This is a genomic window from Collinsella sp. AF04-24 (genome assembly GCF_003465685.1).
GTDB classification, from domain to species: Bacteria; Actinomycetota; Coriobacteriia; order Coriobacteriales; family Coriobacteriaceae; genus Collinsella; species Collinsella aerofaciens_AP.
The window spans coordinates 31,251-47,760 of record NZ_QSBK01000001.1; the positions used below are offsets into that span (position 1 = coordinate 31,251).

General features: G+C 58.9%; 13 protein-coding genes. 6 read left to right on the top strand and 7 right to left on the bottom strand.

Translation table 11 applies throughout. The features are described from left to right. The first annotated feature begins 20 nt into the window (after window positions 1-20). Window positions 21-956 carry a hexose kinase gene (locus tag DWV32_RS00155; protein ID WP_117756915.1) on the top strand — a complete coding sequence of 312 codons (936 nt, stop codon included), beginning with the start codon at window positions 21-23 and terminating at the stop codon, window positions 954-956. A 112-nt stretch (window positions 957-1,068) separates the two neighbouring features. Here the strand turns inward: DWV32_RS00155 and DWV32_RS00160 are convergent, their stop codons facing one another. Together DWV32_RS00160 and DWV32_RS00165 are read right to left on the bottom strand one after the other, a co-directional pair. Then, window positions 1,069-2,697: a UDP-glucose--hexose-1-phosphate uridylyltransferase gene (locus DWV32_RS00160; RefSeq protein WP_233540365.1), complete on the bottom strand. Its 1,629-nt coding sequence runs from the start codon at window positions 2,695-2,697 to the stop codon at window positions 1,069-1,071. Continuing rightward, window positions 2,688-3,893 carry a galactokinase family protein gene (locus DWV32_RS00165; RefSeq protein WP_117756841.1) on the bottom strand — a complete coding sequence of 402 codons (1,206 nt, stop codon included), beginning with the start codon at window positions 3,891-3,893 and terminating at the stop codon, window positions 2,688-2,690. Before DWV32_RS00165 ends, DWV32_RS00160 begins: the two co-directional genes overlap by 10 nt. 383 nt (window positions 3,894-4,276) lie before the next feature. Between DWV32_RS00165 and DWV32_RS00170 the strand changes: the two genes are divergently transcribed. Both DWV32_RS00170 and DWV32_RS00175 read left to right on the top strand, forming a co-directional pair. Continuing rightward, window positions 4,277-5,263 carry a LacI family DNA-binding transcriptional regulator gene (locus tag DWV32_RS00170; RefSeq protein ID WP_117756842.1) on the top strand — a complete coding sequence of 329 codons (987 nt, stop codon included), beginning with the start codon at window positions 4,277-4,279 and terminating at the stop codon, window positions 5,261-5,263. Between the two features lie 129 nt (window positions 5,264-5,392). Further along, a complete protein-coding gene (locus DWV32_RS00175; protein ID WP_187361794.1) occupies window positions 5,393-6,553 on the top strand; it encodes an FprA family A-type flavoprotein in 1,161 nt (386 codons plus the stop codon). A gap of 67 nt (window positions 6,554-6,620) precedes the next feature. Here the strand turns inward: DWV32_RS00175 and DWV32_RS00180 are convergent, their stop codons facing one another. Beyond that, window positions 6,621-7,424 (bottom strand): DeoR/GlpR family DNA-binding transcription regulator, encoded by an 804-nt coding sequence (locus tag DWV32_RS00180; protein ID WP_117756843.1) that lies wholly within the window; start codon window positions 7,422-7,424, stop codon window positions 6,621-6,623. A 335-nt stretch (window positions 7,425-7,759) separates the two neighbouring features. On the opposite strand from DWV32_RS00180, the gene DWV32_RS00185 reads away from it, so the two are divergent. Beyond that, a complete protein-coding gene (locus tag DWV32_RS00185; protein ID WP_022095149.1) occupies window positions 7,760-8,617 on the top strand; it encodes a class II fructose-bisphosphate aldolase in 858 nt (285 codons plus the stop codon). A gap of 323 nt (window positions 8,618-8,940) precedes the next feature. On the opposite strand, the gene DWV32_RS00190 is transcribed toward DWV32_RS00185, so the two are convergent. The 3 genes from DWV32_RS00190 to vsr form a co-directional block, all read right to left on the bottom strand. Beyond that, on the bottom strand, window positions 8,941-9,564 hold the full coding sequence (locus DWV32_RS00190) for an HAD family hydrolase (protein WP_089572377.1): 624 nt from the start codon (window positions 9,562-9,564) through the stop codon (window positions 8,941-8,943). 56 nt (window positions 9,565-9,620) lie between these two features. Further along, window positions 9,621-10,550 (bottom strand): AraC family transcriptional regulator, encoded by a 930-nt coding sequence (locus DWV32_RS00195; protein WP_158564428.1) that lies wholly within the window; start codon window positions 10,548-10,550, stop codon window positions 9,621-9,623. A 497-nt stretch (window positions 10,551-11,047) separates the two neighbouring features. Then, window positions 11,048-12,037: a DNA mismatch endonuclease Vsr gene (gene vsr / locus DWV32_RS00200; RefSeq protein WP_117756845.1), complete on the bottom strand. Its 990-nt coding sequence runs from the start codon at window positions 12,035-12,037 to the stop codon at window positions 11,048-11,050. A 148-nt stretch (window positions 12,038-12,185) separates the two neighbouring features. Between vsr and DWV32_RS00205 the strand changes: the two genes are divergently transcribed. Both DWV32_RS00205 and DWV32_RS00210 read left to right on the top strand, forming a co-directional pair. After that, entirely contained in the window at window positions 12,186-12,971 is a 786-nt protein-coding gene (locus DWV32_RS00205; protein ID WP_006234847.1) for an ABC transporter ATP-binding protein, read from the top strand. Continuing rightward, the gene (locus tag DWV32_RS00210; protein ID WP_117756846.1) at window positions 12,961-15,162 is read left to right on the top strand and encodes an ABC transporter permease; all 2,202 of its coding nucleotides are present in this window, start codon (window positions 12,961-12,963) and stop codon (window positions 15,160-15,162) included. Before DWV32_RS00205 ends, DWV32_RS00210 begins: the two co-directional genes overlap by 11 nt. Window positions 15,163-15,490: 328 nt before the next feature. Here the strand turns inward: DWV32_RS00210 and DWV32_RS00215 are convergent, their stop codons facing one another. Beyond that, on the bottom strand, window positions 15,491-16,456 hold the full coding sequence (locus tag DWV32_RS00215) for a response regulator transcription factor (protein ID WP_158566019.1): 966 nt from the start codon (window positions 16,454-16,456) through the stop codon (window positions 15,491-15,493). Window positions 16,457-16,510 lie beyond the last annotated feature (54 nt).

Here is a 16,510-nt window from a genome sequence, read left to right on the forward strand (position 1 = left end):
CCCCGGAACAGGAGTTCAATATGATTCTGACCGTTACCATGAACCCGTCGATTGATACGCGCTATCAGCTCGACAAGCTGGTCATTGACGACGTTAACCGTGTGACGCCCGAAAAGACCGCTGGCGGCAAGGGCCTCAACGTGAGCCGCGTGCTGCTGCAACTGGGAGACGACGTGCTCGCGACTGGTCTGCTTGGCGGCCACATGGGTGCCTATATGGCCGAGCTTATGGATGCCGACGGCGTCAAGAACGACTTTGTGCCCATCGCCGGTGAGACGCGCATTTGCCTGAATATTCTGCACGAGGGTAATCAGACCGAGCTGCTGGAGAGCGGCCCGCAAATCGCCCCGGCCGAGCTCGAGGCCTTTACGGCCAAGTTCGCCGAGCTTGCAGCGAAGGCGGACGTCGTGACGCTTTCGGGCTCGCTGCCGCGTGGCGTCGATGCCGGCTACTATGCCGAGCTCGTCAAGATCGCCGAGGAGGCGGGCGCCAAGGTGCTGCTCGACACCTCGGGTGAATCGCTGGAGGCAGCGCTGGAGTCCGATGCCAAGCCCGAGCTCGTAAAGCCCAACCTGACCGAGATTAACGGCCTACTGGGTACGTCCTTTACGACCGATGATGTCGATGCCCTGCGCGAGGCGCTTGCCGCCGATGGCCGCTTTGCCGGTATTCCCTGGGTTGTCGTTTCGATGGGCGCTGCCGGTTCGGTGGGCTTCCATGAGGGTCGCGCGTTCCGCGCCAAGACGCCCGCGATTGCGGCTGTGAACGCAACGGGTTCCGGCGACTCGACCATCGCCGGTTTTGCGCATGCCATTGCTGCTGGTGCCGACGACGTCACGGTGCTCAAGACCGCCAATACCTGCGGTAAGCTCAACGCCATGGATCCCAAGACCGGCCATCTGGTCATGGACCGCTGGGATGAAATCTTCAACAACGTTGTCGTGACTGAACTCTAGGAGTCGCGGCACCGAACACTCGAAAACGGCGCCCGTCGGCGATGTTGCCGGCGGGCGCCGTTGTCGTGTGGGCGGTTATGTCGTGGCCGCTGATGAGGCTCGAACTCGTATGCTACAGTGAGTCGATAAAGCGCTGTTGGGCGGCGCGGCCGGCTTCGTCCCACTTAAAGACGCCGGCGTTGTCGAGCACGTGGCCAAACACCACGCCGACCTCCTCGTGCAGGATATCGATGGCGTTGTCGGCCGTAAGCTCGTCGGCGCGGCGGACAAAAACGTCCTCGGCCCATGCGGCGTGGCTGCGGCAAAGATCATCGCCCTCGAGCGAGCCGGCGAGATCGTAGCTGACATCGGCCTTGGCCGCCAGCAGGTGCTCGCGGACAGCGCCGAGCTCGGGAACCAAGCGCGGCGGCAGAATGGCCAGGCCCATGACCTCGATCAAGCCGATGTTCTCCTTTTTAATATGGTGGTACTCGGCATGCGGGTGGAACACACCCAGCGGATGCTCGTCGGTCGTGATGTTGCAGCGAAGCGCCAAGTAGGCCTCGTAGATCTCGCCTCCGGCATTGCCGCGGGAGTCGACGCGGCGGATGACGGGCGTCACGGTGTTGTGCGCCACGCCATCGGCTGTGTGCGCGATGACGCCAGCCGACTCATCGCTCCACTCGCGCCAGGCGAGGATAATCTTCTCGGCGGCATCGAGCAGCTGAGCGCGGTCATGCGAGCGCAGGCGCAGCACCGAAAGCGGCCACTGCAGCACGGTGCCGCTGACCTGGTCAAAGCCGGGCACGCGAAACTGCGAGACCTCGGCGGCATGCATCATGGGGAACTCGTGCGCGCCGCCCTGGAAGTGGTCGTGCGAAAGAATCGAGCCGCCCACGATGGGCAGGTCGGCGTTGGAGCCAATAAAGTAGTGCGGGAACAGGTCCACAAAATCGAGCAGGCAGGTCAGTCCCTTACGGTCGACGTGCATCGGGCGATGCTCGGAGCTCATGGCAATGCAGTGCTCGTTAAAGTACGCGTACGGGCTGTACTGGAAGCCCCAGCGCTCGCCGTCGAGCTGGATGGGGATAACGCGCAGATTCTGGCGGGCGGGGTGAGCTCCGCCGTCGGCTGCGGCGGAGCGTCCGGGATAGCCCTCGTTTTCGATGCAGAGCTGGCAGGCGGGATACTTCTCGTCCGTGTTCTTAGCTGCACCTGCCGCGGCGATATCGCGCGGGTCCTTCTCGGGCTTGGACAGGTTGATGGTGATCTCAAGATCGCCCCAGTTGGTGGGGGTGCTCCATTTGATGTTGCGCGCGATGGCGGCACGGCGCACGTAGCCGGCGTCGCAGCACAGGCCGTAGAACCAGTCGGTCGCGGCACGGGGCTCGTTGACGCCCATACGCCCATTGAATTCCTCGTTTACAACCGAAGGCCTCGGCATGAGCGCGCCCATGATGCGCATGGCGATGCGATCGCGGCCCGACGCCGTGTCCTCGGCAGCACCGTTGGCAACGGCAGTCTCGGCAAGCGCGGCAAGCGTGCCTTCAAGGTCAAAGTCGGGCAGGGTATCGGGGTGCAAGAGCGAGAGTTTCTCAACCTGGAGCGCCCAGGCCATATCGAGCGCCGGGCCCGTAGCACCGATGCACTCCAAAATGGTGTTGTAGGCCCAGATGCGATCGTCCTGTCCGATCATCGATCGATGGATAGCGTACTCGATCAGGTTCTGCGCGGCCTCGCGCACGTCGGTCATTACAGCCATGCCGCGTAAGCCCCCTTGTCAGAGATGGCGTAGTGGCGGGCAGAGGCCTCGCCCAGCCAGCCGTTCATCTTGGCAATGAAGGTGTCGACCAGGTCGAGCGGCACGAAGGCCTGGATGGTGCCACCAAAGCCGCCACCGTGAATGCGAACGGCGCCGCGGCCGTCGAGCACGTGCTCGGCCAGCGCCAGGGCATACATGGAAGGCTGCTCAGATCCCAGCTTGGCAACAACATTCTGCAGGTACATGGCGGAGCTGGCGCCGGACTCGCGCGTCAGGATCAGGAACTGATCGATATCGCCGGCGTTGAGCGCTGCCCAGCGCTTGTCGACCAGGCCGTTCTCGTACCAGTAGTGAACGGCGCGCAGGCAGGCGCGGTCGCCCAGCTTGGCGCGCAGCTCGGGGAGTTTGGCGTCAAAGTCGGCAACGTCGACCTCGCACAGGCGTGCCTTGCCAAACTCGGCGGCGACGTCTTGCATTTCGCGCGGAACGGCAGCGTAATCGTCGGTGGCGGCCACGTGGTCGGCGCCGACCTTAACGAGTACGAGCGCATAGCCGTGATCCTCAAAGTTGAGCTCGAGCTTCTGGGTCTTAGGCTGAGCCTGATCCTCAAAGTCCATGTAGGCGAGGCCGCCCAGGCACACAGCCGCCTGATCCATAAGACCGCAGGGCTTGCCGTAATAGTTGTTCTCGGTGCGCTGGCTCATCTGAGCGAGCGTGACGGGTTCAATGGCGGGCGCGCCCCAGAGTGTCTCCATGGCACGACCGTACGCGGCCTCGACGGCGGCAGAGCTGGAAAGGCCGCCACCCGAGGGGACGGAGCAGGTGAAGGCGAAGTCGAAGCCCTGGGGCTCAACACCAAGCGCTGCGACCTCGTGGGCCATACCGCGCACGAGGCTTGCGGACGTGCCCTTCTCGGACTCCTGAACGTCTAGCGTGTCGAGCGTAATCTCAAACGTAGGATAGCCCTCGTCGGCGACGCGAATCTTGTTGGTGTCGGTCGCCACGGCAATGCCGTCAACGGCGACATCGAGCGAGCCGGCGATAACGTGGCCACCCTCGTGGTCGGTATGGTTGCCGCTGATCTCGGAGCGGCCAGGCGCGTGCACATAGAGCACCTGGCGATCGCCGATGGGGCCAAACTCCTCCTCAAACAGCTTGGTGAGGGCGGCGAATGTCTTTTCGTCGGGGGTGGTCATGAGGGTCCTTTCCTTGGCGCATACTGACGAGTTTTCCGTCGTAGTGAGTACGTTAACAATCTGAAGCGGCGTGAACTCAGCATCTACGATGCCGCACGTTACGGGCTATGTTAACGTACTCATAACACAACACTTATCACTTTTTGAGAATCTGGTAATCGGTAGAAATTCAGCCGTGAACGGTATTGCCGTATGGACTTATAGAGCAGAAGAGTTGCGGATTGAAAAAGTAGAGTACGTTAACATGCGTCCGACGATAGCGGGCTTCGGCGCGGGGTGTGTTTCTGCCCGGGCCGGCATGCACGCTATTCAGATCTCGCAAGGGTGAAGGTGATCCTGTGGCAAGGCGCCCGTCCAACGATACAGGTACGCGTCCGGTCTCCATGGCCGACGTCGCCCGCGCTGCTGGCGTTTCGCAGCAGACGGTTTCGCGCGTCGCCAACGGCTTGCCCAACGTTAACGAGCAGACGCGCCAGCGCGTGCAGGCCGCGATGCAAGAGCTCGGCTTCCGTCCGAGTTATGCCGGTCGTTCGCTGCGCGATGGTCGTTACCATTCGGTCGGCCTGTGCGTCAACGATGTCACCAAGTTTGGCAACCTGACGATGATCGACGGCATTGCCAGCGCGGCCCGCGAGCACGGCTGCGCCATCACGCTGGTCGAGATGTCCAAGACCGAGGAGTTTTCGCTTGCCGAGGCCACGCGTCGTATGGCCGCGCTGCCCGTGGACGGTATCATCATCGGCATGAGTCGCATAGCGCCCGATTTTGAGACGTTCGATCCGTTGCCGGGCATTGGAACGGTTATCGTTACCATGTACGCGCACCCGCGGGTGACTACGGTCGACTCCGATCATTACGGTTGCTCGCTGCTGCTCATGGATCATCTGTTTGAGCTGGGACACGAGCAGATTCGCTTTATCGGTGGCCCGTCCTTTTCGGTTGACGAACAGTTTCGTCGCGCCGGCTGGCAGGACGCACTCGAGCGCAAGCACATTAAGCCGCAGGCGCCACTCGAGGGCGACTGGTCTGCCAACAGCGGCTACGAGGCCGCTCGGTACTTGGCTGAGCACGACCGCACCATGACGGCGATTTACGCGGCAAACGACCAGATGGCAAACGGCGCCATTGCCGCGCTGCGCGATAGCGGCTTGCGCGTGCCCGAGGACGTGAGCGTGGTGGGCGTCGATGACTCGCTCGACGACTTTGTCGCACATAACGAGCTCACGACCGTTCGATTCGATCTGCATCAGCGCGGGCGCGAGGTGTTCGAGCGCGCAGTTCCCAAGGCGGGGGCATCGGACAAAACCGTCGCCATTCGTATTCCCGGTCAGCTCATCGTTCGACACACCACGGCAGCGCCGCGCGCATAGTTTTCGCAGGTCAACGGCTCGGCGTTGCATATCAATAACAATCGGTAAGGATGCCGGCAGATAGCCGTGACTATGAAGGCGAGTGCTATGATAGACGGGTTCATTTGTCTATCTAGGAGGCTTTGCCTGATGGAGATCACCAAGGATATCCGCTACATTGGCGTTGACGATCATGACATCGACCTGTTCGAGGGCCAGTACGACGTGTCCGAGAACGGTATGGCATACAACAGCTACGTTATCTTGGGCGAGAAGATCGCTGTCGCCGATTCGGTCGATGGCGGATTTGTCGACGAGTGGCTCGGCAACCTCGAGACCGTACTCGACGGCCGCACGCCCGACTACCTGGTCATCCATCACATGGAGCCCGATCACTCCGCCGGTATCGCCGCCTTTATGGAGCGCTATCCCCAGGCGCAGATTGTGGCAAGCATGGGCGCCTTCCGCATGATGGTCAACTACTTTGGCACCGACTTCCCCGAGCGCAAGATGGTTGTCAAAGAGGGCGACGTGCTTGATCTAGGTGGCCACAGCCTGACCTTTGTCGGCGCCCCCAACGTTCACTGGCCCGAGGTACTCTTCTCCTACGAGGCTACCGACAAGGTGCTCTTTAGTGCCGACGGCTTTGGCAAGTTTGGCGCCAACGACATCGAGGATCCGGAAGGGTGGGCCTGCGAGGCGCGCCGTTACTACTTTGGCATCGTGGGCAAGTTCGGCAAGTTTGTGCAGGCCGTGCTCAAGAAGGCCGCCGATTTGGACATCCAGATCATCTGCCCGCTCCATGGCCCCGTGCTGACCGAGAACCTGGGCTACTACCTCGACACCTACAACACCTGGTCGAGCTATCAGCCCGAGGACGAGGGCATCACCATTGCCTACGCGAGCGTCTACGGCCATCTGAAGGCTGCCGTTGAGGAGCTTGCATCTGCGCTCGAGGCTCGCGGCCAGAAGGTTTCCGTCTTTGACTTGGCTCGCGACGACATGGCCGAGGCCGTTGAGGACGCGTTCCGCTATGACCGTCTGGTACTCGCTTCCATTACCTATCAGGGCGAGATCTTCCCATTCATGAGCACCTTTATCCATACGCTTGCCGAGCATGCCTACCAGAACCGTACGGTGGCGCTCGTCGAGGGCGGCTCCTGGGCGCCCGCAGCTGCCAAGATTATGACCAAGGAGCTCGAGGGTATGAAGGACATCACCCTGACGCAGAACAAGGTGACCGTCCTGGGTTCGCTCAACGACGCCTCGCGCGCTCAGATCGAGGCCCTCGCTGACGAGCTCTCCAAGTAGCGATACGTTCACGTTTAACGCTCAAACCACCACAAAGGGGACGGTGAACCTTTGTGGTGGTTTTTGTTTAAGCGCCGGCGATGAGGAGATTTGGGCGGGCGTTGTCGACGATCTCGGCGATTGAGGTGGCGACGGCGTGATCGGGGTCACGGTCCATCACGATGGCGTTGACGTCGGTCAGCTCGGCAAAGCGGTACATGCCCCGTCCGTTGACCTTGCTGGCGTCCATGAGGGCCACGCTTTGGCGGGCGGCGCCAATCATGGCCGTTTTGGTCTCAGCCATCTGGGGAAAGTCGGTGGTAAAGCCGCAGCCGGGAACGAAAGCGCCAGGGCACATGACGGCAAGATCGGCGTGGACCATTTGGAGCGCCTGCATGGTAAGTGGGCCGTACAGATAGCGATGGCCTTTGCGCAGTGCCCCGCCCAGCATGACGACATCGACTGAGGGCATGCTCTCGTCGATGTAATCGGCAATGGTAATGTCGGCCGTGATGACGGTGATGCCATCGCGCTGGTCGAGCAGGCGGACAAACTCGAGAGCGGTGGTGCCGGAGTCGACAAGCACCGTGTCGCCGTCGTTAACAAGCCTGATAGCGCTTTGGGCAATGGCCTGCTTGGCGGCGACATTAACGTTGATGCGGCGATCCTGGGTGGATACGGTCAGCCGCTTCTGGAGCGACACAGCGCCACCATGCGTGCGGCGCAGCTTGCCGGACTCGGCGAGCGCGTCTAGGTCGGCACGGGCGGTAACGGAGGACACGCCAAAGGTCTGGGCGATTTCTGCCACTTGCACCGAGGCGTTATGTTCGAGCATCTCCATGATGGCGGCACGCCGCTCATCGGCGAAAGCTCGGGTTGTTGCATAGGCCATATCCGCTCCATCATCGTCTGATATTTGCGGGAATTGTGTTGAGTCTATTTTCGTTCATTTTCTTTTTAAGTAAGAAAACGCCTTTCGATTACTTACTTTTTCTATAAAAGAAAGACGTTTAACGCCCAAAATTCAATATCGAACACGCCCACTCAGCTCCAATTCCTTCCGTTTACTTTTCAAAAGCGACTGTATTGACCTGCATGGGCTCAATATCTCGCACATGCATACCCGCTGAATTTCATACAATGAGCGCAGCAAAACGCAAGGTAAAACGCCTTGCGGACACGTACGCCCGATGTCCAGATGCGGGCGAGGGAGAGGAGCAAACGCTCATGGCACTTGTTACCACCGAAAAGATGCTCAAGGACGCTCAGGCCGGCCACTACGCCGTCGGCGCGTTCAACGTCGAGAACCTCGAGTTTGTTATGGCCGTTCTGGCCGCTGCCGAGGAGACCAAGTCCCCCGTCATCATGCAGACCACCCCGGGCACCATCAAGACCGCTGGTCTGGACTACTTCTACGGCATGGTCAAGGCTGCCGCCGAGCGCGCTTCCGTGCCCGTCGCCCTGCACCTCGATCACGGCGATGGCTATGACCGCTGCATGCAGGCTTTCCGCACGGGCTACACCTCCGTCATGATCGACGGTTCGCACGAGTCCTTCGAGGACAACATTGCCCTGACCAAGTCCGTCGCCGACGCTGGCCGCGCCATGGGCGTGCCCGTCGAGGCCGAGCTCGGCAAGGTCGGCGGTAAGGAGGACGACGGTCCCGCGGTTGAGGGCGAGAGCCCCTACACCGATCCTGCCGAGGCCAAGGAGTTTGTTGAGCGCACCGGCTGCACCTCGCTGGCCATTGGCGTTGGCACCAGCCACGGCGTGTACACGAGCGATCCTCACATCGAGCAGTCCGTGGTCAAGGCCATTCGCGACGCCGTCGACGTGCCGCTGGTTCTGCACGGTACCTCCGGCGTGCCCGATGAGCAGGTTGCCGAGGCCGTGAAGAACGGCATCTGCAAGGTCAACTACGCCACCGAGCTGCGTCAGGCCTACACCAAGGGCTTCATGGCCTACATGGCCGAGAACCCCGCTTGCTTCGATCCTAAGAAGCCGGCCAAGGAGGGCATGCGTGAGATCACCGAGCTGGTTAAGATCCGCATGACCAACCTCAACTCTGTGGGCAAGGCAGAGTAACAGCAAGGGTACTCCGACTCGCTACATATCCCGGGGAGGGACGAGGGCTTAGTTCCCCAATCGTCCTCGGGCATGCAAAAAGCCTCGCTGCGCACTTCGTGCGGCGAGGCTTTTTGCTCCCTGCGGAAAGATTGGGGGACTAAGCCCTCGTCCCTCCCAGGTTGACCTACTCGAGGTCGTCGCCCTTGTGGCGTTAGGTCTGAAAAAAAATAAGAAGCCTTCGCGCTGCGGAATGATTTTGGAAACTAAGTACGGGGGCCCGCCCAAGCTGTCCTGTTCAATCGCCCTTGTGGCGTTAGGGCTGAAAGGGTGGGGCGCGTGGGTTATTTGGTTGTTAGGGTTAGTAGGTCGTTGGGGGTTTTGAGGTTGTAGGTGGCGTTTGGGATATCTTGGTGTGATCCCCATGCTGCTCGGGCAAAACTGACCCCTGCTGAAGTTGCGCATTGTTCGTCGTAGACGGTGTCGCCAACGTAGACGACGTTGCCAGGATTCGCGCCCGCACGTCGGAGATATTCGAGCATGGGTGCGGGTGCGGGTTTATGTTCGGTTGTGTCTTCGACAAGGATGATGTGCTCAAAATACTTATCGAAACCAAGGGGTGCAATTTCTTTTGCGTATTCGTCGCGCGCACGTGAGGAGACGATGCCAAGTTTGCAGCCGCTATCGGCGAGTGTTGCGATGACTTCAAGCAAACCTGGAAACACGCTGATGGTGCTTTTAAAGCTGGCGGCAACTTGGCACCAGCGATCCAACGTTGCCTGCGAGTAGATCCCAAGTTTCTCAAGGGCATCCTTGCCGGGTATGCCGAGGGCAAAGTCAAGCTCGTGTCGGGGAAGCGTTTTGCTGGTCTCTTCTTGGACAATCTGGACAAGCGATGACAGAACGCTTTCTTCTGTATCTGCCAATGTCCCATCAACGTCAAATACGATATGGTCAAAGTGCTTCATATGATTGCTCCTCTCTGTTGTTTGCCTGCAAGTTTGATGCAGTGACAGAAGAAGGGCTAGCGGGATTTCTGCCTGGTGCTATCGAGATTCTGCCTCGCTGCTCGATAGCTCGAAGGAGTGCACCCCATTTGTTCTTTAAATACCTGGCCAAGATGGCTTGCTGTTATAAATCCGCATTGGCGCGCGACTGTCTGTACCGTTCTCGTGGTGTGTGCCAAAAGTTCGCAAGCACGGTTTATGCGGTATGCGCGTAGATATGCCGCCGGGGTCGTTCCTGCACAAGTTTCGATAATGCGGTAACACTCTCTTTCGCTTACGCCGGCTGCAGATGCCATCTGGGGCACATCTATAGCGGCTGCATAGTTTGCGCGGATAAAGTCCAGGATTGCTTTGAACTGTACGTCGCGGCTGGTCATCCAAGAGGCGCCGTCGGAAGAAAAGAGCGGTTCGGTCTTGGCGTTAATCTGAATCCAGAGCTCTGACAAACTATTTCGAAGCGCCATCTCGTTCTGCGGCCGTTGAAGGTCGTGGCTAAAGGAGCTCTTCAGCAAATCGATAAAGGGCATATCGTCGGGATTGGTGGGCGACCATTTGAGCACATCGACGCCTCGACATTGAAGCAATGGGTTGATGTAGCGCTTTTGGAGACGTCCCGCGGGATCGCCGAGCATCGACGGCTGAAAGATATGCAGCATTTGAATGGCTGGCGCCGAATTGGGTGATTGCAGCGTGCTGTGCAAAACGCCGCCGTTGATAAAGCCGGCGGACCCTTCCTCAAAGCGTACGTGCTCATGAGCCGCGTGCGTTCGATAGTCAATCGCTCCCTGCTCCATGTAGAAAAGCTCAACTTCGGAATGCCAGTGCCAGGGGACGGAATTGCCCGGATAGCGAGCGAATTCTGCGCGTTCGGCAATATAGGGCCAGTCTTCGGCGGTCTCGGGAAACGCTTCCTCGCGTCCTCCGCGGTGCAATTCTATGTGATCCATGTTTCGCATGGCATCAGTATAAAGCGCGATGGGCTTAGATTGCTCTTGCCTGTTCGGGGAACGCCTTGTCTAGGGATGCTTGGAGCTTATCGAAGGATGCTCGCAAGTTGTGGCTCTGGTCGGTTGAGCGTTTGGCTTTTGTGGTGGGGGAGTCGGGGAGGCCGTTTCTCTGTGTCGGGGGGAAGGAGAAAAGGTTTGCATGTTTTAGGGATGGCTGCTGTGCTGCGTCATTGGAAGAATGCATGCTTATGCGGCCTCCTCGATGTCCACCAAAAGATTGCGCGCGAGGTTTGCTGCTAGGTCCCGTGCGTTGGCAGTATTATGCCGCGGCCGTCGCAAAGAAGCGCTAAAGAAAGGCTTAATGAGGTTTGGCATTACGATGAAACCGCAGGTCAGAGGTATCGAGTAACACTCTTGAAAGGTTTTGGGCTTAAGGGCTTTCTAAGGTTTGTGACGTGGATGTGGCTCGCCTGTGTGGGGCGTGTGAATGCTCGCTGTTAGCGCTGCGGCTCTGCAGCCCGTACCTGCTCGATGACCTTTTCCATCGTGGCGTCGATGTGATCTTTTTTGAGCTCGCATTCCCAGATAGTTATGGGCGTCCAGCCCATTTGAGTGAGTGCTGCCACGGCAGCGTGGTCACGCTCGACGTTGCGACGGAACTTTGCCTCCCAAAACTCAACATTGCGCTTGGGCTGGCTCGGATTGCACTTAGGGCAGCGATGCCAAAAGCAACCGTTGACGAAGATGGCGATCTTGCGCCCGGGGAAGGCGATGTCGGGCTTGCCGGGAACCTTCCATTCCAAGCGATAACCCGTAAGGCCCGCTGCCCGCAGGCGCTGTCGTACGAGCAGCTCGGGCTTGGTGTTGGCGCGCTTGTTGCCCTTCATGGACTTTTTGATGGCGGCGCGACGGCGCACCAGTTCGCGCTCGTCGGCGGAAAGGTCCGAGGTGTCGATGCCGTCCAGCAGGCCGGGCTTGGGGCGCTTTTTGCTGCGGCGCTTAGGTTTGCGCTTGGATTTGGCGGCAGGCTCGTCAGCCGTGGCGGCCTCGGCGTCATTGGTGCTGCCGTTGGCCTCAAGCCGGTCTTCCTTTAGCTCAATCAGTGCATCGATAAGCCCCTTGTCGGCGGGCATCCACTCCACCGTGGCAAGCGAGGTGCGTGGAATCCAGCGGATATCGAGCTGACGGTCGTGCTTCTGGGGCTCGCCGGACTCTTTAGCCAGCGAGCAGTAATAGCACTCCATTGAGAGATGAAAATCGGGGTAGTCATACTCAACGGTGTAAAAATCACGCAGATTGATGACTTTTACTTGCAGCTCTTCCATAAGCTCGCGGCGAACAGCGTCTTCGGGCGTCTCGCCGCGCAGAAGTTTGCCGCCTGGGAACTCCCAGAGTCCCTGCATGTCGCCGTAGCCGCGCTGCACGGCAAGTAGCTCGTCAGATCCATCCTTGCGAATGATCCCGGCGGCAACATGAACAGTCTTCAACAGGAGCCCTCTCTCAACATCAACACATAACAGAGTGGCTACCCGTACCTTACACAACGGTAAGGCAAGCGTAAGCCATATCGATGGTAGCCGACTCGGCTTCTTGCGACTATAGATGCCGTAGACTAATCGCAAGAAAGGACTCGGTATGCAAACCACGCACATGGCGACCCCGGTACTGGAGGTCGCGCATCTCGAAAAGGTATATGGAGCGCTGGGCAACGTGACCCGTGCGCTCAACGATGTCAGCTTTACCGTCAACCGCGGCGAATTTGTTGGCATCATGGGCGCCTCGGGCTCGGGTAAGTCGACGTTGCTCAACTGCGTCTCGACCATCGATAGCGCCACGAGTGGCACCATCCGCATCAACGGCCAGGATGTGACGCGCATGAAGCAGGCCAAGCTTTCGCAGTTCCGCCGCGAGGAGCTCGGCTTTATCTTCCAGGACTCCAACCTGCTCGATACGCTCACGGCACGCGAGAACATCGCCCTGCCGCTCACCATCGCCCGCACAAACTCGGCAGAGATCTCGACCCGCGTGCAGGATGTAGCCGCGCGTCTGTCCATTAGCCAGGTGCTCGACAAGTATCCCTACCAGATGTCCGGCGGTCAGCAACAGCGCGTTGCCGCGGCTCGCGCGCTCGTCACCGACCCCACCATGATCATGGCCGACGAGCCCACCGGCGCCCTCGATTCCAAGAGCGCCCGCCTGCTGCTCGAGAGCCTAGAGGCCCTCAACCGCCGCCTGCGCGCCACGGTGCTCATGGTCACGCACGACAGCTTTGCTGCCAGCTACACGAGCCGTGTGCTGTTTATTCGTGACGGCAAGATCTTCACCGAGCTGCGCCGCGGCGACACCGACCGCCGAGAGTTCTTCGACCGCATTATGGAGGTCGTTGCCATGATGGGCGGTGAGGGCTCCGATGCTCTGTAAACTCGCTTGGGGCAACGTCCGCCGCGCCGGCCGCGATTACCTTGTCTACTTGCTGACGCTCACCCTGGGTGTCACGGTCTTCTATGCCTTCAATACCGTCTCGATGCAGGTCGACATTGCCGGCATCAAGGAGGAGGGACTGTCCGAGCTCATGGGCAGCATGCTCGGCTACCTGACGTACTTTTTGGCCGGCGTCATGGCCTTTTTGATGGTGTATGCCAACAACTTCATCATGAAGCGCCGCAAAAAGGAGTTCGGCCTGTACCAGGTGCTCGGCATGCGCCGCGGGCGCGTCGCCACGATCATGGCGCTCGAGACCGTGATCGTTTCGGTCGGCGCCTTTGTCGCCGGCATTGTGCTGGGCGTGGGGCTCTCCCAGCTCATGACATTCTTTACGGCCTCGCTCTTTAAGACACAGATCGCTAATTTCCACTTCTTTTTCTCGATGCATGCGTTCAACCTGACCCTTGCCTGCATGCTCGTGATGTTTGTGCTTACGCTACTGCTGAACCTTCGCGCCGTGCGCCGTACCAAGCTCATCGAGCTTATGGGCGCCGAGCGGCGCAACGAGAGCATCAAGACGCGCAACCCCTGGATTGCGATCGCCATCTTTGTCGTGGGCGTGGTGCTGGTGGGCGTGGCCTATTACCGCCTGTTGCGCGATGGGTTCCCGCTCACCGCGACGGAGGGTAAGCTGCAGGAGGCCATGAACCAGTTTGGTATCACCACGGCCATGGTTACGGTGGGTACCTTTGCCCTGTTCTGGGGCCTTTCGGGCATGCTTATCAAGCTGCTGCAGAGCCTACGCAGCGTGTATTGGCGCGGCCTCAACATGTTTACCGTGCGCCAGCTTGCGGCCAAGGTCAACACGGTGTGCTTTTCGATGGGCGTTATCGCGATGATCCTGTTTCTGGCCATTACCTCGGTGACCTGCGGTATGTCGATCGCCAACGTGATGAACGAAAACCTCGAGCGCTATAACCCTGTTGACGTGTCTCAGACGTATGTCTATTACACGCCCGAAACGCTCGACTACTACAAGGAGTATGTCAATCCGTCTGAGGCCGATCGCATGGTGCTGGCCGATGCAACGGTCGATTTGTACGCTGCATGGCATGGCGAGCGCAAGTCGGCGGACAACAACGATGAGACAGGCAAGAAGGTCAATATCGCCGATGTTGCCGGTGAGCATGTGCAGATCGATTCGTATCTGAGTTACCCGCTTGGCGGCTCGGGCCCCTCGGTGGTGGCGGGTGAGATGTGCAAGGCCATGGGAGAAAAGCTTCCCAAGGCGCTCGAGGGAAGCAACGCCGATGCGATGGGTCTGTATGTGACGCCGGCGAGCCAGTACAACAAACTGCGCCAGATGATGGGCGAGGAGCCGGTGAGCATTGGCCGCGACCAGTATCTGCTCACGTGTGATATGGGCGGTGAGCTGGGCGACCTGTACACCAAGTATATGGCTGGCGGCCATACCCTCACCTTGGACGGGCATGAGCTCAAGCCCGCAACCGATAAGTCGGACGAGGACACGGCGGCCATCGCCAACTCGGCGATGGGCAGCAATCCCGGTACCGTGGTCGTAGCCGATGAGCTGCTGTCCCAGCTTAATCTGCAGCCGTATTCCAGTGATCTGCTCGTTAATTACAAACAGGGTATGGATACGACCGAGGCAGACGAGAGCATTAAATACACCTTGCTCGATAATCTGCTCGTTGACGGCAAGGAGCCGGGGTCGTGGGGAGTCTTCATCACGCGTTCCGAGATGTACACGCAAGCAGCGCAGATGAACGGCATGATTAGCTATCTGGCCATCTACATTGGCTTTGTACTGGTCGTTGCGTGCGCGGCGATACTGTCGATCCAGCAGCTCTCCAATGTGGCCGACGGCAGCCGCAGCTATCGTGTGCTGGCACAGATTGGCTGTGACGACCGCCAGATTCGCCATTCGGTGATGGCGCAGCAAGCGGTATTCTTCCTGTTCCCGCTGGCAGTGGGCCTGGCGCACTCCTTTGTGGCGCTCAAGGTGATCATCGAGCTGGTGAGCATATTCGGAGATATGAGCATCGCCGGCACCGTGGGCCTCACCTGCGCGATTTTCCTGGCGGCCTATGGTGGCTACTTCCTGGTAACGTACCTCATAAGCGCCGGCATGGTACAAGCTGCCATCGCCACCCGCTACAGTGAGTAACAGACGGGCAAAACCGTCGCATAACCACAGCGAACAAACGCCGCGAAGGAAGCCGGGCCCCCTTCGCGGCGGTTTTTTGCCCGCCTGATGCATCTCAAAACTAAGTGAGTAGACTTTTTTGGATCTGCCGAGCACATTGCGACAAACGCTCAACAAAACCGCAGGTCAGGGCTGTGGCGTTTTGGGGCGTGCTCGGCATCCCGCCAAAAGCCTACTCACTTGGTTTTACTGCTAGAAAACCGCCGCGAGGGAAAGTAACTCCCTCGCGGCGGTTTTGGCATTTGCCCAGATAAAACCTGCCAAAATAAACCTGTCCCTTTTTGGTAGGTTATCGTTTCCAAAAGTGGAGGATCAGGGTCGTACGGTTTTGCTGCTCGGTTTTGACCAGGATGTTGTGGATGTGGGTCTTGACGGTACCCACGGCAAGGAAGAGCTCGTCAGCGATCTCTTGGTTCGATTTGCCCAACACAACCAGACGCATGACTTCGGTTTCGCGGTTGGAGAGCTTGTAGGCGTTGCGATAGAAGGGCATCTGCTCTTCGATGTGTCGATCAAGATCGCTGACGTTCTTTTCCTCGGGCGCCTCCTGCATGCGAATCGAAAGCACGTGATAGGCATAGATGATCAGCAGAATCGCAAAGTAGCACGCAAAGATGTTCTCGCTAAAGTTGCGCTCGGACAGGTACAGCTGCAGCCAAGAGGGTGCCAGGTTCATGGGAACAACAAGGATGTTGTAGAAATCCTCGGCAACGATGCACCCGACCAGAATGGCGCCGATAATGAGGTGCTTTCGTTGATTGTTGACGCGCGCCTTAAGCTCGACCTGCGTGCTTTTATGCGCCGTCCAAAAGATATACAGTCCCACAAATACAAGGAATACCTGACGCATCGTGTAGTAGAGCCATTGATGTATGGGGCCGTAGGGGACAGCGACAATGATCAGCAGCTCGCTCAGGAAGAACGTTGCGACGGGAATAACAAACTGCTTTTTTGAATGTTTGTCGAGCAAGTCCATGGCAATGAGCCAGATAAAAGCTTGTGAAGCGGTCGCCACAAGGGTCCGCAACACAGGCATGGTAATTGAGTAATAGTCGCTGGCTGGAAAACTCTGGTTTTGCAACGTGTATTCAAAAAAGAAGATCTCGGTCATCTCGATGGCATAGCAAATAAAAACGCCGCTGCCATAGATAAAGAAGCGTCGACGAGACGAGGCATAGGCGGCAAGCGAAAGCACTGCCGTCACAATACAGATCACGAGTATCGCTAGGGTATAGAAGAACATCAGGGTGTTCATCTGCCACCGTCCCATCTCATTTCATCTATGGCCGAGCCCTGTATACCTTGTGGG